At 68.9% G+C, this 23,860-nt stretch carries 16 protein-coding genes and 3 pseudogenes; 11 read left to right on the plus strand and 8 right to left on the minus strand.

Going from position 1 to position 23,860, the window contains the following annotated elements; all coding sequences use genetic code 11:
- Positions 1 to 131: 131 nt before the first annotated feature.
- Positions 132 to 776, minus strand: a pseudogene (locus QC283_RS16375) (SDR family NAD(P)-dependent oxidoreductase); the annotation flags it as partial.
- Between the two features lie 59 nt (positions 777 to 835).
- A complete protein-coding gene (locus QC283_RS16380; protein ID WP_279562242.1) occupies positions 836 to 1,228 on the minus strand; it encodes a carboxymuconolactone decarboxylase family protein in 393 nt (130 codons plus the stop codon).
- 174 nt (positions 1,229 to 1,402) lie between these two features.
- On the opposite strand from QC283_RS16380, the gene QC283_RS16385 reads away from it, so the two are divergent.
- A complete protein-coding gene (locus QC283_RS16385) occupies positions 1,403 to 3,043 on the plus strand; it encodes a flavin-containing monooxygenase (protein WP_279562243.1) in 1,641 nt (546 codons plus the stop codon).
- Positions 3,044 to 3,279: 236 nt separating this feature from the next.
- Here QC283_RS16385 and QC283_RS16395 read toward each other — a convergent pair.
- Positions 3,280 to 3,510: pseudogene (locus QC283_RS16395) on the minus strand (nuclear transport factor 2 family protein); the annotation flags it as partial.
- Positions 3,511 to 3,792: 282 nt separating this feature from the next.
- On the opposite strand from QC283_RS16395, the gene QC283_RS16400 reads away from it, so the two are divergent.
- Both QC283_RS16400 and QC283_RS16405 read left to right on the plus strand, forming a co-directional pair.
- A complete protein-coding gene (locus QC283_RS16400; RefSeq protein ID WP_279562244.1) occupies positions 3,793 to 3,990 on the plus strand; it encodes a hypothetical protein in 198 nt (65 codons plus the stop codon).
- Between the two features lie 78 nt (positions 3,991 to 4,068).
- On the plus strand, positions 4,069 to 4,242 hold the full coding sequence (locus QC283_RS16405; protein ID WP_279562245.1) for a hypothetical protein: 174 nt from the start codon (positions 4,069 to 4,071) through the stop codon (positions 4,240 to 4,242).
- An 84-nt stretch (positions 4,243 to 4,326) separates the two neighbouring features.
- Here QC283_RS16405 and QC283_RS16410 read toward each other — a convergent pair whose 3' ends face one another.
- Entirely contained in the window at positions 4,327 to 5,151 is an 825-nt protein-coding gene (locus QC283_RS16410) for an SDR family oxidoreductase (RefSeq protein WP_279562246.1), read from the minus strand.
- Between the two features lie 366 nt (positions 5,152 to 5,517).
- On the opposite strand from QC283_RS16410, the gene QC283_RS16415 reads away from it, so the two are divergent.
- Positions 5,518 to 6,225 carry a TetR/AcrR family transcriptional regulator gene (locus tag QC283_RS16415; RefSeq protein ID WP_279562247.1) on the plus strand — a complete coding sequence of 236 codons (708 nt, stop codon included), beginning with the start codon at positions 5,518 to 5,520 and terminating at the stop codon, positions 6,223 to 6,225.
- Positions 6,226 to 7,327: 1,102 nt separating this feature from the next.
- Here QC283_RS16415 and QC283_RS16420 read toward each other — a convergent pair.
- The 3 genes from QC283_RS16420 to QC283_RS16430 all read right to left on the minus strand — a co-directional run bounded on the left by QC283_RS16420 (position 7,328) and on the right by QC283_RS16430 (position 11,602).
- Positions 7,328 to 9,577, minus strand: a complete 2,250-nt coding sequence (locus tag QC283_RS16420; protein ID WP_279562248.1) for an MMPL family transporter — start codon at positions 9,575 to 9,577, stop codon at positions 7,328 to 7,330.
- Between the two features lie 226 nt (positions 9,578 to 9,803).
- Complete coding sequence (locus QC283_RS16425; RefSeq protein WP_279562249.1) at positions 9,804 to 10,460, minus strand: response regulator transcription factor; 657 nt, start codon at positions 10,458 to 10,460, stop codon at positions 9,804 to 9,806.
- A complete protein-coding gene (locus QC283_RS16430) occupies positions 10,448 to 11,602 on the minus strand; it encodes a sensor histidine kinase (protein WP_279562250.1) in 1,155 nt (384 codons plus the stop codon). Before QC283_RS16430 ends, QC283_RS16425 begins: the two co-directional genes overlap by 13 nt.
- A gap of 359 nt (positions 11,603 to 11,961) precedes the next feature.
- Between QC283_RS16430 and QC283_RS16435 the strand changes: the two are divergent.
- Both QC283_RS16435 and QC283_RS16440 read left to right on the plus strand, forming a co-directional pair.
- A pseudogene (locus QC283_RS16435) lies at positions 11,962 to 12,390 on the plus strand (SDR family NAD(P)-dependent oxidoreductase); the annotation flags it as partial.
- 279 nt (positions 12,391 to 12,669) lie between these two features.
- Positions 12,670 to 13,647 carry a LacI family DNA-binding transcriptional regulator gene (locus tag QC283_RS16440; protein ID WP_279562251.1) on the plus strand — a complete coding sequence of 326 codons (978 nt, stop codon included), beginning with the start codon at positions 12,670 to 12,672 and terminating at the stop codon, positions 13,645 to 13,647.
- Positions 13,648 to 13,733: 86 nt separating this feature from the next.
- Here QC283_RS16440 and QC283_RS16445 read toward each other — a convergent pair whose 3' ends face one another.
- Positions 13,734 to 14,705: a LacI family DNA-binding transcriptional regulator gene (locus tag QC283_RS16445; protein ID WP_279562252.1), complete on the minus strand. Its 972-nt coding sequence runs from the start codon at positions 14,703 to 14,705 to the stop codon at positions 13,734 to 13,736.
- A gap of 407 nt (positions 14,706 to 15,112) precedes the next feature.
- On the opposite strand from QC283_RS16445, the gene QC283_RS16450 reads away from it, so the two are divergent.
- The 5 genes from QC283_RS16450 to QC283_RS16470 all read left to right on the plus strand — a co-directional run bounded on the left by QC283_RS16450 (position 15,113) and on the right by QC283_RS16470 (position 23,707).
- Positions 15,113 to 17,389, plus strand: coding sequence for a glycoside hydrolase family 3 C-terminal domain-containing protein (locus QC283_RS16450; protein WP_279562253.1), 2,277 nt, complete (start codon positions 15,113 to 15,115; stop codon positions 17,387 to 17,389).
- A gap of 57 nt (positions 17,390 to 17,446) precedes the next feature.
- On the plus strand, positions 17,447 to 17,818 hold the full coding sequence (locus QC283_RS16455) for a hypothetical protein (protein ID WP_279562254.1): 372 nt from the start codon (positions 17,447 to 17,449) through the stop codon (positions 17,816 to 17,818).
- Positions 17,815 to 20,193 (plus strand): beta-glucosidase family protein, encoded by a 2,379-nt coding sequence (locus tag QC283_RS16460; RefSeq protein WP_279562255.1) that lies wholly within the window; start codon positions 17,815 to 17,817, stop codon positions 20,191 to 20,193. The genes QC283_RS16455 and QC283_RS16460 overlap by 4 nt, the downstream gene beginning before the upstream one ends.
- Before the next feature lie 784 nt (positions 20,194 to 20,977).
- On the plus strand, positions 20,978 to 21,841 hold the full coding sequence (locus QC283_RS16465) for a formylglycine-generating enzyme family protein (RefSeq protein ID WP_279562274.1): 864 nt from the start codon (positions 20,978 to 20,980) through the stop codon (positions 21,839 to 21,841).
- A gap of 99 nt (positions 21,842 to 21,940) precedes the next feature.
- Positions 21,941 to 23,707 carry a sulfatase gene (locus tag QC283_RS16470; protein WP_279562256.1) on the plus strand — a complete coding sequence of 589 codons (1,767 nt, stop codon included), beginning with the start codon at positions 21,941 to 21,943 and terminating at the stop codon, positions 23,705 to 23,707.
- The last annotated feature ends 153 nt before the right edge of the window (positions 23,708 to 23,860 follow it).

Here is a 23,860-nt window from a genome sequence, read left to right on the forward strand (position 1 = left end):
GTCGGTGCGGTGTCGATGCGAAGGCGGACAGGCCGGTCAGACGAAGTAGCGCCCGCCGTTGGTGCTGAGAGTCTGGCCGTCACGTAACTCGCCTCCTCCGAGGCGAGGTAGGCCACCGCGTGCGCCACGTCCTCGGGGGTACCGGCGCGCTTCATCGGCATGGTGGCGGCCACCGCGTCCACGTCGACGGGGCCCTGGCGCACCAGCGGGGTGTCGATGAACCCCGGGGGGACGTGGTTGACGGTGATCCCCTTGTCGATGTACTCGACCGCCAAAGCCCTGGTGAGCCCGATGACACCGCCCTTGGAGGCCGCGTAGTGGGCCATCGCCGGCGCCCCCGTCTGGGCGGAGGACGAGGAGATGTTCACGATCCGGCCCCAGCCGGCCTCGAGCATGTCCGGCACCAGTTCCCTGGTGACCAGGAACGGTCCCTTGAGGTTGCTGCCGATCATGCGGTCCCAGGCCGCCTCGCTGATGCCGGTGAAGGGCTCGTAGGCGGTCGTCCCGGCGTTGTTGACCAGGATCGTGACCGGTCCGAACGCCTCACGGGTGCGCGCCGCCGACCGCGCCACCGCCTCGGCGTCGGCGGCGTCGCCGCCGACGGCGACGGCCCTGCCGCCCGCCTCGTTGATCTCCGCGACGGTCTTCTCGGCACCCTCGGCGTTCAGGTCCCAAACGGCTACGGAAGCCCCCTTCGCCGCGAGCACGGTCGCGATCCCGCGTCCGATCCCCCGGGCACCGCCGGTGACGACCGCAGCCTTTCCCTGCAATGACATGTGTGCTCCTCATGTACTTGGTGGAAGGGCGCCACGGACCGGCCCTCGACGGGGGCCGGTCAGGCCTCCAGCGCCTCGCGGGCGGCGGTGCGGGCGCCGACCGCTCGCGGGAAACCGGCGTAGCCGCTGGAGTGGTAGATCACCTCGGCGATCTCGTCCCGGGTCAGTCCGTTCGTCAGCGCGATGCGGACATGGGTCTTCAGCTCGGTCTCGGCCCCGAGGGCGATGAGAATCCCCAGCGTGACCAGGCTCCGGTCCCGCGGGGCGAGACCCTCGCGGCCCCAGAGCACCCCCCAGACGCTGGTCAGGCCGATATCGACGAGGTCCTCCCCGAGGCGTCCGTCCCGCAGATCGATGTCCCCTTCAGGGAAGACCCCCGGCAGGGCGGCCCGCATGGCCTTCCAACCCTCGGCCCGCAGACTGGTGGTGCCTTCGACGTCTTTGTCGCTCATGGCTGACTCCCGTTGCACCATGACACGTCCTGAGCGAATGTTAGACCAGACGGTCGGTACAATCAACCGTTTGACGGGATCCCCATCCATTGAAGGAAGCCGGACCCTCCTCTACGCTCCCCCCTTATTAGATCGACCGGTCGACTCAACAAACAAGGTCACGCGGGAGAGCACATGCACGAAACCATGACGACCAGCCCGTCGGACCGGGGCCTCGTCGACGTACTGGTCATCGGTGCCGGCGTCACCGGCATCTATCAGCTGTACCGGGCCCGGGAGGCCGGGTTCACGGTGCGTCTGCTGGAGGCCGGCAGTGGCGTGGGCGGCACCTGGTACTGGAACCGCTACCCCGAGGCTCGCCTCGACTCCGAGAGCTACACCTACGGCTACCTGTTCTCCAAGGAGCTGTGGGAGGAGTGCGAGTGGTCGGAGCACTTCGCCGGCCAGCCGGAGATCGAGCGGTACTTCAACTACGTCGTCGACCGGTTCGACCTCCGCCGACACATCGAGTTCGGCTCCAAGGTCAACGCGGCGGTCTGGGACGAGAACACCGGCACCTGGACCGTGCGCGACGAGAACGGCGTGGAGCACCGGGCGCGACACGTCGTCGCGGCGACCGGCATCCTCTCCGTGCCGTTCATCCCGGACATCCCCGGGCGGGACGAATTCCGCGGCGAGCAGCACCACACCGGCCGCTGGCCCAAGACACCCGTGGACTTCACCGGCAAGCGCGTGGCCCAGATCGGCACCGGCTCCAGCGGCGTCCAGATCGTGCCCGCGATCGCCGACCAGGTAGCCCGGTTGTCGGTGTACCAGAAGGTGGCCGACTGGCTGACCCCGCTCAACAACCGGCCGATCACACCCGAGGAACAGGCCGGTCTCAAGGTCGGCTTCGAGTCCATCCGCGACACGCTCAGCACCTCCCCCAGTGGCTTCCTCCACGAGATCGTCATGCGCTCGGGTCTGGAGGACTCCCCCGAGCAGCGCCGGGAGTTCTACGAGGCGAAGTGGAACAGCCCCGGCTTCACCAAGCTCTCCGAGCACTACTACGACATGACCACGAATCCCACGGTCAACGAGGAGTGGTGTGCGTTCATCGCCGAGAAGATCCGTTCCATCGTCAAGGACCCGGAAACCGCGGAGAAGCTGATCCCCAAGGGGCACGGCTATGGCGGTCGGCGGCCCCCCTTCGGCACCGGCTACTACGAGGCGTACAACAAGCCGACCGTGCAGCTCGTGGACCTCAACGAGACGCCGATCCTCCGCATCACCGAGACCGGGATCGAGACCTCCGAGGGCCACCAGGAGTTCGACATCATCATCTGGGCGACCGGTTACGACTTCGGCACCGGCGCCCTCAACCGGCTGGGTGTCCGCGGCCGGCGCGGCCTCGAGCTCAAGAAGCACTGGGCGGACGGCCCGTCGACCTACCTCGGCGTCACCACGGCGGGCTTCCCCAACTTCTACTTCCCTGGCGGCCCCCACGGCGCACTCGGCAACAACCCGCGCTACTCGGGCGACCAGGGCGATTACGTCATGGATCTGCTGGTCCACGCGCGCGACCGCGGCCATGATGTCGTCGAGGTGACACCCGCCGCCGAGCAGGAGTGGACCGACCTCGTCAACGACAGCGCGGGGCAATCCTCCTTCCTCGAAAGCAGCTACTTCTACGGCGCGAACATCCCCGGAAAGCCGGTCAAGCAGTTGCTCAACCCGACCGGGCGCTGGAAGCTGCAGGAGTTGATCCGGGAGTCCAAGGACACCGGCTTCCCGGCCTTCACCTTCTCCAAGGCCCCGGAGAAGACCGAAGCCTGACCCGGCGGATCGCCCGTACCGCCCCTATGGTACGGGCGATCCGCGTTCGTCCGGGTACTGCTAGGGCCTGAAGGTCGTGACCCGGCGCAGGAACTTCCACTCGCCCTCGTACCGGCGCAGCGTGTCGTCGTAGCGCCCGACCATCTGCACGGCCCAGCCCGCCTCACCGCGCTGGAGGAACGCCAGGTCGCTGACGGCCGTGGCCTCCTCCTCGGTGCACGAGGAATCACCGTGTTCGCCACCATGTGCAGCTGGGGCAGGTCCGGCGCGAAGGCCGCGTAGCCTTCCCGGATCGCGTCCCTGCCCTCGAAGGTGGCCATTCCCGAGATCTCGGCCACGCCGTCAGGGACGAAGAGGTCGGCGATGTCGTCGGTGCGGCCGGCGTCCAGCGCCTGCGCGTAGGCGGCGATTGCGGCCTGCACGCCGGCGGCGACCGACGCCGCCGTGTCGGCGGATGTCGTAGTCATCGTTCTCCAAGCTCGAAGGGGTGGGGGATGTTCAGAGCTGATACGTCGTCTTGCGGCGCCGCAGCAGCCAGGTGCCGTCGACGCGGTGGAAGACGTCCTCTTAGTGACCCACGACCTGCGGCGCCCAGCCCGCCTCGCCGCGCTGCAGGAAGAGCGCGTCGCTCGTCGCCGTCGCCTCGTCGGGCCCGGTGGAGGTGACGACCGTGTTGGTGACCAGGTGCAGCTGGGGCCGGCCGGGTGCCCAGCTCCACTCGTCGTAGGCGCCGAAGAACGTGGGGGGGGGTGCTGCTCATCCCGGGAGCCTTCGTCTTCCTCAACCGGACCGGGCCGTTCGCCTGGAACGGACTGCTCGCGTACCTGATCCCCACGATCGCCTACGCCGTCTGGAAGATCGCCACGCCGTACGTGCTGTTGAAGGCGATCTCCTCGGAGGAGAAGGAGCTGGCTGAGAAGGCGGACGGAGAACCGGTGGCCGCGTAGGACGATCCGCACGCCTGTGGCCGTGCCCCGCGACGTCGGTCGTACCTGGCCGGGCGCAAGGAGGAGGCGGCGGCTGCCGTGCCCGCCGACCTGCTGCGGGCGATGTCCCTGGTCGGCCCCGCTTCCTACGTCGCCGAACGGCTCGAGGTCTTCCGAGCCGCCGGGGTCACCACCCTCCAGGTCCGCCCCCTGGCTCACACCTCGGGACAGCGTCTGGCCGACATCGAGAGGCTGAAGACGATGGCCTCCTGAGCCGGTCCCGCAGAGCCGGCCTGCACCCTCCGTTTCCCCGTCAGGAGGTGCCGGCTCTCGGCCGCAGGAAGACGCCGCGCCGTGTCAGTCGTCCTGCATGGCGGCGCACAGGCCACCGTCGACGACGATGTCGGTGCCACTCACATAACTCGCCTCGTCCGACAGCAGGAACGCGGCGACGGCGGCGACCTCCTCGTGCCGGCCGGTACGGCGCAGAGGTGTGCGCTGGATGAGCTGCCGGACCGGCTCGCGCCACGCCGTCTCCAGTCGGCTCTCTGGGGTTTCGATGGCGCCGGGTGACACCGAGCACGCGCGTGCTGCCACCGGTCCGAGCCTCACCGCCTCGTTGCGGGCGAAGCGGTGCACGCCGTAGGTGGCCCACGGATACGCCCACGCCGGATCCTCGATCGCCGGACCGACCGCGTCGCGGATCCGGTCGAGGAACTCCTCCTGCAACGGGTCGTCGAGAACGACCGCGACCGCCGGGTCGGGGTCGATGTGAGCGATCACCGGGGAGATCGAGGCGCAGTACACGAACGCCGTGCCCACGGTGGCCTGCGGGCGGAGTGCCTCGGTGAGCAGCGCGGTTCCGACCAGGTCGACCTCAAGGATGCGCCGCCAGTCGGCTTTCGAGGGCACGACACTCTCGGCGTGCGCCACGGCCCGGAGCGTGCCGAGCTCGCTGACCCGCTCGGCCAGCCGGGCCACTTCCTCAGGGTTGGTGATGTCCATGCCGAGTGGCTCGACAACTGCCTTCGTGCCGTGATCGGACAGGTTCCTCGCGACCGTGGCCACGGCCGCTTCGTTCCGGTCGGCCAGCAACAGCACGTCCACCATGCCGGTGAGGCGCTTCGCGCATGCCGCCCCCGTTCCGCGACCGGCACCGGTGGCGATACCTACCGTAGTCATGCGTCACTCCTCAGTGGAGACACTCGTCACACGAGGAGTGTCTCGCGATTCGGGGAGGCGGAACCCGCCCTGGTGCCCTTCGGCCTGCTTCAGACGGCGGCACGCCGGTCCCCGTGCCAGAACGGCGCCTGGCGCGGCGGGCGTTCCGCGACGGCCGATCCGATGAGGACAGTGCGTCCTTCCTCAGCGCGCACGAAGGGTATACGGTCCGTGCGGTCCTAGCCTGCCTCTGATGTACCGTCTGGTCTAGCCAACTGAGCGATGCCCTGGAGTCCGCTTCTCCCGGTCATGCCCGCAAGCCGTCCGACGCGGTCCGCGAAGGCGGCTCTGATCGGTACATCGTCACATCAAGCGGGGAGAGACACGATGCCACGACCGCCAGGCCACGGACCGGGCTACGAGGTCAGACGCCAGAAGATCATTGACGTCGCGGCGTCGCTTTTCGCCCGGCAAGGGTACGCGGCGACGTCCATCAACGATCTGGGGCGTGCGGTCGGGCTCGCCAAGGGAGCCCTGTACTACTACATCGGCTCCAAGGAGAACCTGCTCGTCGAAATCCAGTCACGGGTCATGGGTCCGCTGCTGTCCCGTGGCCGGCAGATCGCGGATCTCGACGCGGATCCCCTGGTGCGGCTCCGTCTGCTGTCCGAATCACTGTTGACGATCATCTTCCGGAAACTCGACCACATCTGGGTGTACGAGCACGACTACCGCAGTCTGAGCGGCGTGGAGCTGGAGACCCTGCTCGGCCAGCGCGCCGACTTCGAGCAGTTGATCTCGGGACTGCTCACGGAGGCATCCGAGCGAGGCACCTTCCGTTCGATGCCACCCCGGCTGGCCACTCTCCAGTTCCTCAACATGCACAACCACACCTATCAGTGGGTGCGGCCGGGCGGGCCGTGGGATGCGGTGTTCCTATCCCGTGAGTATTGCGCGACCCTGTTCCGCGGATTCGGTGCCCCCGACCACGCCGTGTCGAAGGCGGAGGAACGGGCGGAGGCCTTCAAACGCGACCGGCCCGACCGGCCACTTGACCCCGAGACGGAGTGGCGGACCGCCGCCGTCGCCGATTGACTCCGCCGTCGCCGGCACGAAAACGCTCACGTCCGTACGCTCTCCCCCTCGAGGACGACAGGTGAGCACGCATCGTATGGACAGGGTTGCGGCATGGGACGGTCCGGTCCCGCCGGCATCGGCCGCCGCTCACCGCCGCAAGCATGGCAGGTGAGCGGGAGTATGCCGTGGACGGCGCTCCCGGCCCCGCCCGCGACTCGCTCGCCGAGAAGTGCGGTACCGATGACGCCGGAGGCGGCGGCAAGCACCGGTGCCGCAGGGTCGGGTGACGAACCGCCACCGCGAGGAAGGCGGTGGCGGAAGCTGTCACCGCGACGCCGAGGGCGCCCAGCGGGGGGAGGGTGCGTCCCGTCCCGGTGGTGCACGTGAGGGGGACGAACAGGACGAAGCCGAGAACGGTCAGACAGACAGCCTTCCACCGGGCCCGGCCGACGCGTCTGCCTGTCGCTCGAGCGCCGATCGGAACGGCGATGCTGATGGTCAGGGCCCCGAGACACTTCACCAGGCCCAGCGGACCGCGGGCCAGGGCCGCGACGTGCAGGGCCGCGCCGACGGCGCTGGCGGCGGTCGACGCCCACCAGGTCCGGCTCGGCAGCACCGCTCGCAGACCGCCGACGGTGGCAGTCCTCTCGGCCACGCGATGCTGCATGGCAGCTGCGGCCCGCGTAGGCGACGGCGGATGCGAGTGCGAGGGCCACGGCAGCCGGGGTGTTCATCCCTGGTTCTCCTTCGGCGACGTTTCCGACTTCGCGTCCGCCCATGGCGCCAACGGACGGCGATCGAGAGGTGTCCTCGACGGCTGACCTGGTGCTTGTCGGTACGGTCGCCGTGATGGCCCGGCTCCCACGATGCCGCTGAGTGGCTGTTCCGTCGGGAGAGCACACCCCTCTCGGGGTGCAGGAAGGTACACCGCCCTGGTTGCGGGACGCGGGTATGCGGCAGAGCCCGGCGGCCGAACGAGATGCGCTCGGCCGCCGGGCCCTGGACTCGCCGCCCCCCGTCCCCACGGATGCGGCGAGTCATGGGGCCGCTGCCGCTGGGGGCGGCCCCGGATGACCGGTGGGCCGGGTGTTAGCCGCCCCACCGGAGATGCGGGGTAGCTCTATCCGCGGTAGGCAGGCTCACTCTCCCGCGGGTGAGTGGGTGGGCCGGCGGGGGCCTTCTTGCGGGTGAGCGCCTCGCCCTCGACGTCGATGTCGGGCAGCATCCGGTCCAGCCAGCGCGGCAGACGCCAGGCTCGGTCGCCCAGCAGGGTGAGGACCGCGGGCACGATGGCCATGCGGACGATGATGGCGTCGAAGAACACGGCGACGGCCAGACCGAAGCCGATCATCTTGATCATGGACTCGGTGGAGCCGACGAAGCCGGCGAAGACCGCCATCATGATCAGGGCTGCCGCGACGACCACGCGGGAACTGGAGCGGAAGCCGGAGATGATGGCCTGACGAGGGCTCTCGCCGTGGACATGGGCCTCACGGATACGCGAGACGAGGAAGACCTCGTAGTCCATGGCAAGTCCGAACACGATGCCCACCAGGAAGATCGGCATCATGCTCATGATCGGTCCCGTCTGCTCGACACCGAGGAGTTCGGCGCCGTACCCGTGTTGGAAGACCAGGACCACGGAGCCCAGGGCGGCCAGGACGGACAGCAGGTAGCCCAGTGCCGCCTTGAGAGGGACAAGGATCGAGCGGAAGACCAGCATCAGGAGCGCGATGGCCAGGCCGACCACGACGATCAGGTAGGGCATCAGCGCGGACTGGAACTTCTCGGCGAAGTCGATGTTCGCCGCAGTGGAGCCTGTGACCTCGTAGGTGGCACCGGCTTCCTTCTCCACTGCCTGACGCTCACCACGGATGGTCTTGACGAGGTCCATCGTGGCCGTGTCGGTGGGGGCGGTGGACGGGGTCGCGGTGATGATGGCGGCGTCGCGGGCCTGGTTGAACTGGGGCGGGGAGACGGACACGATGCCGTCGGTCTCGGCGATCTCCTTGGAGATGGTGGTCACGGCGGCCTGGGGGTCGTCACTGTTCTTGGTGTCGACGACAAGGGTCAGTGGGCCGTTGAAGCCGGGACCGAAGCCCTCGGCCAGGGCGTCGTACGCACGGCGTTCGGTGGTGGAGGTGGGCTTGGCCTCGTCGCCCGGCATGCCCAGTTGCAGGTCGGCTGCCGGAACGGCGAGTGCGCCCAGGCCAATGACGCCCAGCAGCAGCACGGGAAGGGGGCGGCGCACCACGAGGCGGGCCCAACGGGCGCCAGCGTTGTCGGTGGCCGGTCGGTCGTGGTGGGGCCCGGTGCCCTCCCAGTCACGTCGGTCACGCTTGGCGCTCTTGCGGACGCGGCGGGCGAGGACGGCGTTGGGCCAGAAGCCCAGCAGAGCCGGGACGAGGGTGAGGCATATCAGGACGGCGATCACGACCGCTGCCGCGGCGGCGAGGCCCATCTTGGTCAGCATCGGGATGTCCACCACGGACAGTCCCGCCAGAGCGATGACCACGGTCAGGCCGGCGAAGACCACCGCTGAACCGGCGGTTCCGGCAGCCAGTGCCGCGGCCTCGCGTGAGTCGTGGCCCTTGGAGCGTTCCTCGCGGTAGCGGGAGACGACGAACAGGGCGTAGTCGATGCCGCAGGCCAGGCCGAGCATGGAGGCGAGCGTGCCGGTGGTCAGGGAGAGTCCGAAGGTGCTGCCCAGGGCGATGATGCCGGTCATGCTGATGGCGACGCCGATGATCGCGGTCAACAGCGGCAGCCCTGCCGCCGCCATGGAGCCGAAGGTGATCAGCAGGACCACCGCGGCCACCGCGATCCCCATCGCCTCAGCCGTCCCGCCCGCGGAGGGCTGCGTCGCCAGAGCGTTACCGCCGGTCTCGACGGTCAGACCGGAGTCCCGTGCCTGGTCGACGGCCTTCTCCAGATGTTCCTTGCTGGCGTCGGTGAGATCGGCGGCCTTCACCTGGAAGGTGACGGTCGAGTACGCGATCGTGCCGTCCTCACTGACGGCCTTCGCCTGGAACGGGTCGACCGCGCGGACCACCTGCGCGCCGTCAGCGGCCTCATCGACCAGTTCCTCGATGGCCTCCCTGTTCTGCGTGGCGGTGACCTTCTGCCCGTCGGGCGCCACGAAGACGATCCGGGCGCTCGCACCTTCGGCACCGGAGCCCGGGAAACGCTCGTCCATCAGGTCGAAAGCCTTCTGCGACTCCAGGCCCGGGAGGGCGAACCCGTCGTCAGGGGCCGCGGACGCCTTGGTGGCGGCGAAGCCGGCGGCGGCCAGCACGGCCACCCACAGCAGCGTGACCAGCCAGCGCCACCGGACAGCCATACGGCCGACGCTATACAGAAATGTTGCCATGGCGGGGAGAATGCCTCCACATCAGCGGTACAGAGCGGGAAGAGGAACCGCCCCCGGCATCCGCTGGGCGGAGCAGGAAAGGGGCCTGGTCTCTGCTCTCTACGATCCCGTCCGGCGCGGTCCGCGACGAGGGAGTGATCTCCCCAAACGATGGTGTAGTCCGCTACACCCTCGCGGGTGGCTGCCCCCGGCAGCGCCGAGGCCGCCGGCCCTGCCTCCCGGCGTGTCAGACGGCTGTGCTGGGGTTCTTCAGGTACGTCAGGACGGCCAGGACCCGGCGGTGACCGCTGTCGCTGGGCGGGAGCCCGAGTTTGAGGAAGACGTTGCCGATGTGCTTGCTCACCGCTCGTTCCGTCACGACCAGGGTCCGGGCGATGGTGGTGTTGTCGTGCCCCTCCGCCATGAGCTTCAGGACCTCACGTTCGCGGGGGGTCAGCGAGTCGAGAGGCGAGTCCCGACGGCGGATGAGGAGCTCGGTGACGACCTCGGGGTCCAGAGCGGTGCCGCCGGCCGCGACCCGCTCGAGCGCGTCGAGGAACTCATCCACCCGGCCCACACGGTCCTTGAGCAGGTACCCGATACCGCTGTTGCCGCCGCGGAGCAGTTCGGCGGCGTACGACTCCTCCACATACTGCGAGAGCACCAGAACCGGCAGGTTCGGGATCTTTTCCCGCGCGGCGAGCGCCGCGCGCAGCCCTTCGTCCCGGAAACCAGGAGGCATACGCACGTCCAGCACTGCCACGTCCGGATGCTGCTCCAGCAACGCCGGGAGGACCTCGGGTCCGGTTCCGGCGACGGCCGCGACTTCGTGTCCGGCCGAGGTGACCAGCAGGATCAGGCCTTCGCGCAGGAGTGCGTTGTCCTCAGCGATCACCACACGCAAGGCAGTTCCACGTCCACGATGGTCGGTCCTCCTTCAGGACTTGTCATCGTAACGCTACCGTCCAGCGCCGCGACGCGGCGCTGGATGCCGATCATCCCGGTCCCGGCGTTCATGTCCGCCCCGCCTCTGCCTTCGTCCCTGACCACGACCCGCACGGCGTTGCGCAACCGCTGGAGGCGGACGGACGCCTGCCCGGAACCGCTGTGTTTGGCCGCGTTGGTCAGTGCCTCGGCGACCGCGAAGTACGCGGCCGCCTCCACCGCCGCAGGTGCCCGGGGGCCGTCGTCGGCCAACCCGTCGACGTCGACGACCACGTCGAGGCCGCTGCCGGCGGCCAGGGCGCGTACGGCTCCGACCAGGCCTCGGTCGGACAGGATCGGGGGGTGGACGCCGCGCACCACGTGCCGCAACTCCGTCAGGGCCTTCTCCGCCTGGTCCTGCGCCTCGTCGAGGAGCCTGCGTGCGGTTTCCGGCTGGTGGTCGTAAGCGCGTCGGGCGAGCCCGAGCCGCATGGACAGCGCCACCAGGTGTGCCTGTGCTCCGTCGTGGAGGTCGCGTTCGATGCGCCGCAGTTCCGCTTCATGGGCGGCTATGGCGTCTGCACGGGTCGCGGCCAGTTCGTCCACCCTGGCGGCCAGTAGCGCCTGCGGAGACGGTTTGAGCAGGGCAGCCGACCATCGGGATTCCACATCTGCGAGGCGGCTGATCAGCGGCAGCACGACTGGGCGCCTTCTCAGCAGTCCGCTCCACACGCCGTCCACGGCCAGGCCGAGCGGCCACAGGAGGAGAGCCGATACACCCATCCAGCCGTAGACGTAGAAGGCGGCCATCCACCGCAGGTCGGAACGTGTTCCGGGGTCGCGCAGCACCGTACGCAGACGCTGACGCAGTCGGCCGGTGACCGGCTGGTAGGCCTGCGGGATCTCGTGACCGGTCCACGTGGCCACCATGAAGCGCTTCGCATTGGCAATGCGACGGATCAGCAGCACCACCTCCGGCAGCAACCAGGCACCGACCAGGCTCAGCGTGCCGATGGCCGCGATCAACAACACGCAGATGAACAACCACATGGCGAACACCATCGCCACGGATCTGCCGAGTTGGACCGTAGCCCGCTTGGCCTGCACCATCGACTCCCACATGACGCCCACGTTAGGCGTGCGCGTCGGGCAGAGCGATGGTGTAGCCCGCTACACCATCGCGTCCGCAGGATCACGTGAGGCGGCCAGGGATTCGGGAAAGCCGTAGCAGGGCACCCACCGTCGCAGCGCGGTGGCGATCACCTCGATGCGGGGGAAACAGAGGCTTGACGCAGCTCTCGTTACCAAACCGTCCGATGAACAGGACCACCGCGGCGTGTCCGGTCTCCAGCCGGATGGCGGTCTTGCGCCCCCGCCCGGTCAGCGGCGGCCGCCCCTCCGTCCGCGGCCCGCGGTCACCCGCCCCTCCCTGTTGGTGATCCACGACGAGCGGATCTGCACTCCCGCTTCATGTCACTCAGAGCGACGCCGAGTGGGAGCGGGTCATCCGCGTCAACCTGACCGCGCCCTTTCTGCTCACCCGCGCCGTCCTGCCACACATGCCGACTGCGGGACGCGGCGCCACCGTGCACACCGCCTCCGAGGCGTCCCTGCGCGGCAGCGCGGAAGGCGCCACGTACACGGCCTCCCAGCACGGCATCGTGGGCCTGCCCCAGTCGCTCGCGGTGATGTACCAGAACGGCGTCCGAATCACGCCATGTGCCCGGGCGGCACCGCCACCGCCATCTCCGTGGACGCCCATGGGACCGCGCACGGCCCCACGGCACTCGGCCCGCACTTCGTCGACTCGGCCGTGTGTCACAGCCGGAGGAGCAGGGCTCGGCGATCCCGTTCCTCGCCTCGGCACCGCGAGCAGCATCAACGGTGCTGTCCTGCCCGTCGACGACGGCTGTCCGCCGTCTGACGGGCCTCCGACCGCGTCCCGCGGTGCTCGTCACGGGCGGAGCAGGTGGTCGGTCCGTCTGTCGAAGCCGGGGTGTCGCGGGATGGTCACTTCGTCACCACAGTCACGATCTTCGTCTCGGACCTCATGGACGCCGACGCCATCTTCGGGCGTGGGCGCGCTTTGGCGACACCGGTCTGTCAGACGCCCCCGGGGCGGACATCGACGCCTGTCGTATCGTTACCCGAGAGTCAGTGCAAATGCGGACGACAGGGCGGAGGGAACAATGAAGCGTCCCTCGAAGCGGGTGACGAGTGGTGATGTCGCCCGGGCTGCGGGGGTCTCCCAGACGACCGTCAGTTTCGTCCTCAACAACAGACTTGACCAAGGCATCTCGGACGAGACTCGGTCAAAGGTGCTGGAAGCGGTGCGCAGTCTCGGTTACCGTCCACGTGCTGCGGCCAGGACCTTGGCTTCCGGGCGTAGCAACGTGGTCCTTCTCCTCCTGTCCGGTTTGCCGGTCAGCGTCAGCATGTCTGTGTTCATCGAGGAATTCGGCGCGTCGCTGTCCGAGAGCGGGCTGACGCTGGTGACCCATCTGGCCAGCCCTGACAGAGGTCGGCTCGTGGACGTGTGCGCCACCGTGCACGCGTCCGCAGTCATCGCGCTCAGTCCACTCGACCAGGGCACGGTGGAGGCTTTCCGCGAGTCGGGCGCCCAGGTGGTACTCACGACGGGGAAGGACGCCTCGGTTCCTGACGCCTCGATCGGGCGCCTTCAAGCGGAGTACCTGGTCGGACAGGGGCACCGCCGCCTGGGATACGGGCTGCCGACGCAAGGAGCCTTCTCTGTCATGGCGGAAGGCCGACTACGCGCGGTAGCGGACGTATGCGCCGAGCACGGCCTTGTTCCTCCGGTTGCGCTGCCGACGGAACTCAGCGCGGAGGGAGCGGCTCGGGCGGTCGGTGAGTGGACACGGCGTTCGGTGACGGCTGTGTGCGCCTTCAACGATGAGGTCGCGCTCGCCGTACTGGCCGGAATGCGAGTGCGTGGTCTGTCGGCGCCCGAGGACGTGGCGGTGGTGGGGGTGGACGACGTCCCGGTGGCTGCTGTTGCCGCGCCCTCGCTGACCACCGTGGCGTTCGACCTGAAGGGGGCGGGACACCAGCTCGCCGCCGCTGTGGTTGCGGGGCTGGCGCAGGGGGATCCGCACATCGGCCGGTCGGGCGCCCAACCCCGGCTCATACGCCGCCAATCGGCGTGACCTGCTGCTCGGGGAGGCAGGCGGGTCTACGAGCCGAAGGGCTGCGGGCATTCCGCCCGCCTTGTGATGAGTGAACGTGCTCGGGGTCAGGTGGTCTGCCGGAGCACGAGCAACGGTTCAAGAGCGGCCTGTGCCGGGCGAGTCCGGCCCGCCAAGGCCGCGGCCACGGTGTCGGCCCGCCTCTGTGCGGATGAGTGCAGGTCAAAGCGGATCGTGGTCAGCGGAGGGTCGGACAGGGCGCCGACAGGGATGTCGTCGACGCCGACCACGGCCAGATCGTCCGGAGCGCGCAGTCCTCGCGCGCGCAGGCCGGCAAGGACCGCCATGGCCGTCTCGTCGTTGTAGGCGCACACGGCGGTGACGGACTGCGCCGTCCACCGCGACACAACCTCGTCGGCGACTGCGGGGCTCATGGCCACGGTGCGGACGTCCGGCGGGTCCAGCAGCGCCGCTTCGCAGGCTTGCGTGACTCCTCGCAGGCGGACCTCCGCCAGGCGGCGCAGAACCGGATGGGACGGCAGGGCGTATCCGATCTTCCGGTGTCCGCGCTCGATGAGGTGCTCGGCCTGCAGTCGCCCGACCTGTTGCATCGCGGGCTCTCCATCGTCCAGGGACTGGACGAGGCCGACCCCGGCATCCCGCAGGGCCGTGCGGGTGGCACCGTCGAACCTACCCAATGCGATCACGGCGGAGGCGTCCACGACGGCGCAGACGTCTGGCAGCGCCTGTGAGCCACTGGTGCTGATGTGGATGATCAGGGTGAGGTCGCGCTCGGCCAGGGCAAGGGAAAGTTCTTCCGTGAACTGGCCGATCCCCGAGCCCACGGGAGTGTCCGGCAGCACGAGCAGCACGATACGGCTGCTCCCTCCGGCGAGGGTGCGCGCGGAGGCGTGGGGACGGTAGTTGAGTTCGGAGGCAGCCTGCAGCACTCGCCGGCGGGTTTCCTCCGGGATGGCGTGGCCCGGGCGGTCGTTGAGCACAAAGCTGACGGTCGTTCGCGATACACCTGCGGTTCTCGCTACGTCGCTGCTGGTGGCGCGCTTGCCGGGCTGCCTCATGGCCTCTCACGGGGTCGACTAGGGAACGTACTTTGCCAAGGCTATGGGGTGTCTCCTGTCGGACCTCACCCGCCGGGGCATCAGCAATCACGGCCGTAACCTTTTCGTGACCGAAGTGAATCTTGTCACCCCCGCCATCCTCCTGTTCTCTGTCTGAAGCGGGTTACTAATGCGGGTTACCTAGGGGGGGCGACGTGCTCATCCAAGCGTGGCGGGACGAGGCGGGGGCCCCAGCACTGCCCCACCCGAGCCGGACGCCCACGCGGGATCCCATGCCAAGCTCCGAGCTCCCGTGCCGGAGCTTCACTCGACGAGGGAGGCTCCATCTGCCGGGCGCTGCTCCCACCTGACCCGGGGCAGCGCCCGGTCCGCCCCCTGCATCCCTGAGCCACCACGAGAAAGCAGCCATGAGCCCTCTCGCCCCCCAGTCCCCCGCTGTCCCTCTCGAAGACAAGGCGGCTCTCGGCAGCGGCCAGTCGTTCTGGATGACCAAGGGCGTCGCCGGTTGTCCGTCGATGCTGCTCACCGACGGCCCTCACGGTGTGCGTCGGCAGGTCGATTCCGCGGACGCCCTGGGCATCGCACCGAGCGAACCGGCGACGTGTTTCCCTCCCGCCGTCGCCTTGGCACAGAGCTGGGACCGCGACCTCGTCGAGCGGGTCGGGGCGGCGCTGGGGGCCGAGGCGAGGGCGCTGGGCGTGGACGTGCTGCTCGGCCCGGGGATCAACATCAAGCGCGATCCCAGGTGTGGACGCAACTTCGAGTACTACTCGGAGGACCCTCTGCTCAGTGGGGAACTGGGCGCGGCCTGGGTCAAGGGTCTGCAGAGCAGAGGGGTCGGTGCCTCCCTCAAACACTTCGCCGTCAACAACCAGGAACACGAACGCATGCGGGTGAGCGCGGACGTCGACGAGCGAACGCTGCGGGAGATCTATCTACGTGCCTTCGAACGTGTCGTGAAGAGGGCTCGCCCCTGGACCGTCATGGCCTCGTACAACCGGATCAACGGCATTCCCGCGACGGAGAACCGCTGGCTGCTCACCGAGGTGCTGCGCGGCGAGTGGGGATTCGACGGGGTGGTCGTCAGTGACTGGGGCGCCGTCGGGGATCGCGTCAAGGCGCTGGCCGCCGGGCTGGACCTGCAGATGCCCGGTGGCGATTCGGAGAACGAGGAGGCGGTCGTCGCCGCGGTGAAGGCCCAGGATCTGGCCGAGGACACCCTCGACGGAAGTGTCGCGCGCCTCATGCTGCTGGCCGACAGGGTGAAGCAGGGCCGTGAGCAGACCCCCGCTCTCGACCTGGACGCACACCACCGACTCGCCAGGGAAGCCGCGGGCCGCAGCGTCGTACTGCTGAAGAACGACGGTCTGCTGCCCCTTCCCGCGACCGGTTCGATCGCCGTGATCGGCCGATTCGCGCAGGAGCCCCGCTACCAGGGAGGAGGGAGCTCCCGCGTCAACGCCGCCCGTGTCGACATCCCCCTGGACGAGATCCGCGCGCTGGCCCAGGACGCGACCGTCACATTCGCGGAAGGCTTCTCCCCGGCCAAGGACGCCGATGCGGCCGCTTTGCGCGCCGAGGCCAAGGAAACGGCCCGGAGCGCGGATGTCGCAGTTGTCTTCCTGGGCCTGGCCACCGAGCAGGAGAGCGAGGGCGCCGACCGGCCCGACATCGAACTGCCCGCCGAACAGACCGCGCTGCTGGCGGAGATCGCCGTGGTACAGCCGCGAACCGTGGTCGTCCTTTGCCACGGCGGCCTACTGCGCCTGCGCCCCGCCGCGGACCTCGTTCCCGCCCTCCTCGACGCCGGGCTCCTGGGCCAGGCCGGCGGCGGCGCGGTGGCCGATGTACTGTTCGGCGCGGTGAACCCTTCCGGCCGCCTCGCCGAGACGATCCCCCTGCGGTTGCAGGACGCGCCCTCCTACCTCCACTTTCCTGGTGAGGGGCTGCACGTGCCATACGGCGAGGGCCTCTTCGTCGGGTACCGCGGTTACGACGCCCGTGATCTGGAAGTGGAGTTCCCCTTCGGCCACGGACTGTCCTACACCGCCTTCCACTACCAGGATCTGACCGTCACCGCGGACGACGCCGGTCTCACCGCTGCCGTCACGGTGACCAACACCGGAAGCACCGACGGCCGTGAGATCGTGCAGCTCTACGTCACCGGACCCACGGGTGTGACACGTCCACCGCGTGAGCTCAAGGGCTTCGAGGCGGTGGATCTCCAGGCCGGCCAGAGCGCCCGCGTCACCGTGTTCGTACCCCGTCATGACCTCGCCTACTGGGATGTTCGAGCCCACCGCTGGGTGGTCCAGGGCGGTGTGTATGAGGTGAGCGCGGCGGCGTCCAGCCGCGACATCCGGCTGAGCTCACCGGTGACCGTCGCCGGGGACACGGTGCGTCTGACGCTCACCGCCGACTCCACCGTCGGCGAGCTGATGGCGCATCCCGTCGCCGGGCAGATCATCGCCCCCCTGATGCAGGGCCACGAAACCTCGGCCTCCACGGCCGAAGACGTACTCGGCATCGACACCGCCCAGGCGGTGGCCGCCATGCCGGTAGGTCGGATGCGCTCCCTGACCGGCGGCCACGGGTTCTCCACCGAGCAACTGCGCCAACTGCTGTTCGCGGCCAACACCGCACCGGACGACGGCCCCGACCACGAACCGACCGCACAGTCGTAGTCCTTCTCTCAAAGAGTCGCCGCACGGTGATCGGCAAGCACGTACGAAAGGCACGCAGTGACCACGTCCCGCGAAGGCCTCCCGTGGGGCACGGCCGCTGCCGCCTACCAGGTCATGGGCGACAACGTCACCAGCGACCGGTCCTGCGAGGGACCAAGGCCGGGCATGGAGCGCTGCGGTGACGAGCGCTCCATGCCCGCCGTCATGATCTCCATGAGCCTGACCGCGGGCGATCACCGCACCTTCGCGCGCACGCCAGAACCCAGCCTGCTCCAGCTCGGCTGCGTCGCACGGGGCAACGGCCAGAACCTCGTCTCCTCCGAGCCCATGCCCGACTGCCTTCCCCTTCCCGGTCCACGGGGCACAGCCCGTGGGCCCGACAGCCTTGCCGCACCCACTGAAACCACCGATCTGGAGAACACCGCATGACCGACCTCAACGCCTTGGTCCGCAGGATGGACCTGAACGAGAAGATCGCCCAGCTGAACGGCATGATGCTCCCGGCCCTCTTCTCGATGCGGCAGGAGCCGGGTGTGGACCTCTCCACCGAGGAGGGCCGCAAGGCCGCGTTCTTCATCGACGTCGACAAGATCGCCGAACTGCGGCCCCATGGGCTCGGTCACCTGTCGCTCTCATGGATGCTGCCGCTGTCCGCCGACGGACTGCGGCGCGTCTTCGCCGACGTGCAGACGAAGGCGCGCGAGGTGAGCCGCTTCGGCATCGGCACCCTCGTTCACGCCGAAGGGCTCAACGGACTCGTGCACGGCACCGGCCTGCAGTTCCCCACGGCGTGGGCGCAGGCCGCCACCTGGATGCCGGGCCTCATTGGACGTAGCACCGCACTGACCAGCGCCCAATTTCGTGACTACGGTATCCAGCTGTGCTTCTCCCCCGTGCTGGACCTGGCGCGCGACCCCCGCTGGGGCCGGGTCCACGAGACGTTCGGCGAGGACCAGGAACTGGCGGCGCAGATGGGCGTCGCCTTCATCCGCGGCATCCAAGGGCCCGAAGTCGACACGGGTGTCCTCGCCACGGGCAAGCACTTCCTCGGCTACGGCAGCTCGGACGGCGCTCTGAACCAGGCGCGGACGAGCCTGGGCCGCCGCCAGCTCACCGACGAGTACGCCATACCTTTCCGGCGCGCGATTGACGAGGCCGGTCTCAGCATCGTCATGAACTCCTACAACGAGATCGACGGAGTGCCCGCCGCGGCCAACCGCTGGCTCCTCACCGACCTGCTGCGCGACCAGCTCGGCTTCAGCGGTCTCGTCGTCAGTGACTACGACGCCGTCACCATGCTGAACTCCGTGTACCACACCGCTCGCGACGAGCGGGAAGCCGCCGCCCAAGCGCTTTCGGCGGGACTGGACGTGGAGCTTCCGGCGGACGGGACTTTCCACAAGCTGCGTGAGGCCGTGGAAGCCGGCCTGATCGGCGAGGAGGCGATCGACACCGCCGTGGAGCGCGTACTGGAGGTCAAGCGCGCCATGGACCTGGTACCGGATCACCAGCCGCGCCGAAGGCTGCGCACCCCCGCCCCGCTCGACCGGCCGGAGGCCGACGCGGTCGGGCGGGAGATCGCGGAGCACGCGGTGACACTGCTGCAGAACGACGGCACGCTGCCGCTGCGGACCGGTGCCAAGGTGGCCGTCGTCGGGCGCCTCGCCAACGAACTGCGGATCCATTTCGGCGCCTACACCGATGTCGCCAACGCCGAGATCCCGCTGGCCATGCAGCTCATCACATCCGGTCAGGTCCCCGGCGTCGACCCTGAGACGTACATCTTCACGGAGCTCTTCAACACCCGGATTCCCGGCATCGGCCCCCGCTTCGAGGCGCAGACCCGCGAGCAGTACCCGGACACGCCGACGCTCCTCGACGCACTGACCGCCGTCCCGGGGCTCGACATCACGTTCGTCGACGCAGGCTCACCCGACGCGTCCGGCGACATCGACGCCGACACGGTGCTCGACGCGGTGCGGGGAGCGGACGTCGTCGTGGCCGTCGTCGGTGAGCGCACCGGATGGGCGGGCGAGCACACGGCGGGCGAAGGACAGAGCTCAGCCCGACTGCTCCTCCCCGGCGACCAGCACGAACTGGTGTCGGTGCTCGCGAGGGCCGAGGCGCCGCTGGTGACAGTCCTGGTCACGGGACGCCCGCTCGTCGTCCCGGACGTCGCCGAGGCGTCCGCCGCGGTGCTGCTGGCTCCGCTGCTGGGCGCCCACGGCCCGGCGACGGTGGCGAGCGTCCTGACCGGTGCCTCGGAACCGGGGGGGCGCCTGCCTTCGTCATTTCCCCGGCACGTCGGCCAGGTCCCCCTCCACCACGGCCACCCGTACGGCAGCGGTTACGGGCACCCGACGGGACGCCGGATCGGATACAACGACCTGGACGACGGTCCGCTCTACCCGTTCGGACACGGTCTGGGCTACACGGACCTACAAGTCACCTTGCAGGACGCGATGCTCTCGGACGACGGCGCCGAGATCGTCGTACGCACGCGGACGGCCAATCCCGGCGACCGGGACGGCTCCACGGTCGTGCAGGTCTACGCCCGCGACGAGCACGGTTCCGTCGTGCGCCCGGTGCGCCAGCTGCTCGCCTTCGAGCGGGTGACTGTGCCGGCGGGCGACAGCGTCGAGACAGTGCTCAGGGCTCCGCTGACCCGGTTGTTCTACACCCTGCCGGACGGCACCCGCGGCATCGAGGACGGTGACGTCACGGTCCTGGTGGGCACCAGCAGCGAACAGATCGCGGGCAGTGTCACTCTTGCCGTTCCCGCTCACCGTGCCGAGACCGACTGATCGGCCGGCCGACACACAGCAGCTTCCACTTCCATGAAGGTCGCCCCGGCCCCATCCCGACACCGAGCAGTCGCCGCGCCGCCAGGGCCCTGCACTGCTTGTCGTCTGGCGTGGGACAGGTGACGGCACCGGCTACCGTACCGACAGTGATCAGCAGAGGGCGGGCCCCCGAGCAAGGCCGTCACGCCGGCCAGATGGCAGGTCAGCATTCAGAAGGGCCAAGCGGTATCCGAGCCATCCACCGCCGCTACGGCATCGGGGACAAGGAGCGACGCGAGTTCACTGCGGGGCGAAAGGATTCACAGTGTCTTCGCGGTGTACGTAGGCTCTGGAACGCGCGGTCGACGGAGGCGCGCCGGGCCTGTGCCGAAGAAGTCGAACAAAGGGAGCTTTCCGCCGTGCCGCATGCTCACGAGGAAGAGGTCGTAGCCCGGATCGCCCAAGGGCTTGTCTACACCGAGTCGGAGGCCGCCTTCCATGCCCCTCGGTGCCGCACCGAGCAGATCTTCGAGTACAACCACACACCACCGAGCGAAACAGAGAAGCGTCGATCAACGGTAGCGCCCGTGTGGCCGCGACGTTTCGACGCTGAAAATCTATTATTCCAAATAATTGACGGCTAGGGTGACGGCACGACCTCTTTCAAAGCGATCCGCTCAGGAGTAGCTGCACCATGGACCCGGCCTCCACCTCCCCCTCCCCTTGCTGCGCGCCACATCGGGACCGCTCCGCAGAGGTATGGACCGGTCGGTCCACTGCGACGTATCTAGGATCCGTGGACGGAATGGTCCGCCTGCCCGGCGGTGAGTTCCTGATGGGCACCGACGACGCGGAGGGTCATCGGACCGACGGCGAGGGCCCGGTACGCACGGTGCGCCTTTCGCCCTTCCACATCGACACGCACGCGGTGAGCAACGCACGCTTCGCCGAGTTCGTCGACGCCACCGGCCATGTCACCGAGGCCGAGCACATCGGCTGGTCGTACGTCTTCGCCGGCTTCCTGCCCGCCGCGCTGCGCCGCGGCGCGCCCCGGCCGCCCCGCACACCGTGGTGGTGCGGCGTGACCGGAGCGCGCTGGGACCGCCCGGAAGGGACCGGGAGCACCTGGGAGGGTCGCGAGAACCACCCAGTGGTGCACATCTCCTGGAACGACGCCGCCGCCTACTGTGCCTGGGCCGGCAAGCGGCTGCCCACCGAGGCGGAGTGGGAGTACGCCGCGCGTGGCGGCCTGGAGCAGAAGCGCTATCCGTGGGGCGACGAGCTGGACCCGGACGGTACGTTCCGTTGCAACATCTGGCGCGGTACCTTCCCCACGAAGAACACAGCCGCGGACGGTTACCGCGGCACCGCACCCGTCGATGCCTTCGAGGCGAACGGGTTCGGCCTGTACAACACCTCCGGCAACGTGTGGGAATGGTGCGCCGACTGGTGGACCACGGCCCACCCCACCGGCACGGTGACCGATCCCCTGGGCCCCGGGAACGGTCCTGGCAAGGTCATCCGGGGCGGCTCGCACCTCTGCCACGTCTCCTACTGCAACCGCTACCGCGTCGCCGCCCGCACGGCCAACCCTCCGGACGGCGGCAGCGGGCACACCGGCTTCCGCTGTGCCCGCGACGTGGACACCACACCAACGGCCCCCGGCTGACACCCGCGGACGCGGGGCACACCGTCCCACGCGACAACTCGACTACCCGGTCCTCCGATTCCCCCGGCCCTCTCCGACACGCACCAGGAGCCCCTTGGCATGAAAGCCATCATGGTCATGTTCGACAGCCTCAACCGTCACATGCTGCCGCCGTACGGCTGCGACTGGACGCACGCGCCGAACTTCGCCCGGCTCGCCGAACGGTCCGCCACCTTCGACAACTGCTATGCGGGTTCCATGCCCTGCATGCCGGCCCGTCGGGAGATCCACACGGGACGTCACAACTTCCTGCACCGCAGCTGGGGTCCGTTGGAACCGTTCGACGACTCGATGCCGGAACTGCTCAAGCGGAAGGGTGTCCACACGCACCTGGCGAGCGACCACCCGCACTACTGGGAGGACGGCGGGGCCACTTACCACAACCGCTACTCGACGTGGGAGTTCTTCCGCGGCCAGGAGGGCGACGCCTGGAAGGGCCACGTCGGGGAGCCGCCGATGCCCGTGGCGGACCTCAAGCAGGTGCGGCTGGAGGTGTACCGCCAGGACTGGGTGAACCGGCAGTACATGCCGACCGAGGACCGCCATTGCCAGACTCTCACCTTCGACGCCGGTCTGGAGTTCATGCGGACCAACGGAGCCGAGGACCGATGGTTCCTGCAGATCGAGACGTTCGACCCGCACGAGCCGTTCTTCAGCCATCAGCACTACAAGGACCTGTACCCCCACGACTACGACGGTCCGCACTTCGACTGGCCCGACTACCGGCAGGTCACCGAGACCGACGACCAGGTGCGGCACGCGCGTCTGGAGTACGCGGCGCTGCTGTCCATGTGCGACCGCTCCCTCGGGCGCGTCATGGATCTCATGGACGAGCAGGACATGTGGCAGGACACGATGCTGATCGTGTGCACCGACCACGGCCTGCTCCTGGGTGAGAAGAGCTGGTGGGGCAAGTCGGTGCAGCCTTGGTACAACGAACTGGTACACCTGCCGCTCTTTGTCTGGGACCCGCGGACGGGCACCGCCGGCGAGCGCCGCGACGCGCTCGTGCAGACCGTCGACCTGGCCCCCACCCTGCTGGAGTTCTTCGGAGTCGACCGCCCTGCGGACATGCAGGGGCATCCGCTGCCCATCGCGGACGACCGGCCGGTGCGTGAGGCGGGCCTGTTCGGCATCCACGGCGGACACGTGAACGTGACCGATGGACGGTATGTCTACATGCGCGCCCCTGCATCGCCTGACAACACCCCGCTGTACGAGCACACGCTCATGCCCACCCATATGCGCGGGCGTTTCACCCCGGACGAGTTGGCGGACATGGAACTCGCCGACCCCTTCTCCTTCACCAAAGGCGTGCGGACGGTCCGCGTGGCCGGGCGCACCTACTTCAATCCTCACCACTTCGGCACGCTCCTGTTCGATCTGCAGACGGACCCGGAACAGGCCGATCCGATCGTGGACGACGCGCAGGAGCTGCGCATGGCGAACCTCCTGCTCGGCTTGATGCGTGACTGCGACGCCCCTGTCAGCCAGTACGAGCGCCTGGGGCTGCCCATAGAGGGTCCCGCGACCGAGGAGCACCTCCTCGTGCGGGCGCAGCGGATTCAGGCGGAAGCGGCCCGGGAACCGCTGCCCCGGCCCGAGGACTACCCGTCCGGCCACTTCTCCCTGCGGACACCGATCGCGGTTCTGCTCGGGGACCCCAAGGCAGTGGAGGTGATACGCACGCACATGCCGACCCTCGTCGACACCGAGCTGCTTCAGATAATCGGCAGCACCTCGCTGATCTCCCTGGCGGCCATGTCCGGCAGCTCCTTCCCCAAGGACACACTTCGGATTCTCGCGGAGGAGCTCGCGGCTCTCTGACCCGGAGTCAGGTCGAGCACGGCACCCACCTGCGACCGAAAGGAGAGCGGCATGAGGGACGGCGAGCACACCTGCGTCCGAGGGAAGGTGCGGCGCCGAAGAGTTCGCAGAGGGTGTCCATCGCGCCCGCGACGGCCGCCGCGGCCTCCTGTA

It is taken from the genome of Streptomyces sp. DH41, from assembly GCF_029813785.1.
In the GTDB taxonomy this organism is placed as follows: Bacteria; Actinomycetota; Actinomycetes; order Streptomycetales; family Streptomycetaceae; genus Streptomyces.

Bases quoted from the DNA above. Each gene is read 5' to 3' on its own strand.
- QC283_RS16385 (WP_279562243.1), top strand. From the start codon at position 1,403: ATGCACGAAACCATGACGACCAGCCCGTCGGACCGGGGCCTCGTCGAC.
- QC283_RS16380 (WP_279562242.1), bottom strand. From the start codon at position 1,228: ATGAGCGACAAAGACGTCGAAGGCACCACCAGTCTGCGGGCCGAGGGT.
- QC283_RS16465 (WP_279562274.1), top strand. From the start codon at position 20,978: ATGGTCCGCCTGCCCGGCGGTGAGTTCCTGATGGGCACCGACGACGCG.
- QC283_RS16415 (WP_279562247.1), top strand. From the start codon at position 5,518: ATGCCACGACCGCCAGGCCACGGACCGGGCTACGAGGTCAGACGCCAG.
- QC283_RS16445 (WP_279562252.1), bottom strand. From the start codon at position 14,705: ATGAGGCAGCCCGGCAAGCGCGCCACCAGCAGCGACGTAGCGAGAACC.
- QC283_RS16420 (WP_279562248.1), bottom strand. From the start codon at position 9,577: ATGGCAACATTTCTGTATAGCGTCGGCCGTATGGCTGTCCGGTGGCGC.
- QC283_RS16450 (WP_279562253.1), top strand. From the start codon at position 15,113: ATGAGCCCTCTCGCCCCCCAGTCCCCCGCTGTCCCTCTCGAAGACAAG.
- QC283_RS16440 (WP_279562251.1), top strand. From the start codon at position 12,670: ATGAAGCGTCCCTCGAAGCGGGTGACGAGTGGTGATGTCGCCCGGGCT.
- QC283_RS16410 (WP_279562246.1), bottom strand. From the start codon at position 5,151: ATGACTACGGTAGGTATCGCCACCGGTGCCGGTCGCGGAACGGGGGCG.
- QC283_RS16430 (WP_279562250.1), bottom strand. From the start codon at position 11,602: ATGTGGGAGTCGATGGTGCAGGCCAAGCGGGCTACGGTCCAACTCGGC.
- QC283_RS16460 (WP_279562255.1), top strand. From the start codon at position 17,815: ATGACCGACCTCAACGCCTTGGTCCGCAGGATGGACCTGAACGAGAAG.
- QC283_RS16470 (WP_279562256.1), top strand. From the start codon at position 21,941: ATGAAAGCCATCATGGTCATGTTCGACAGCCTCAACCGTCACATGCTG.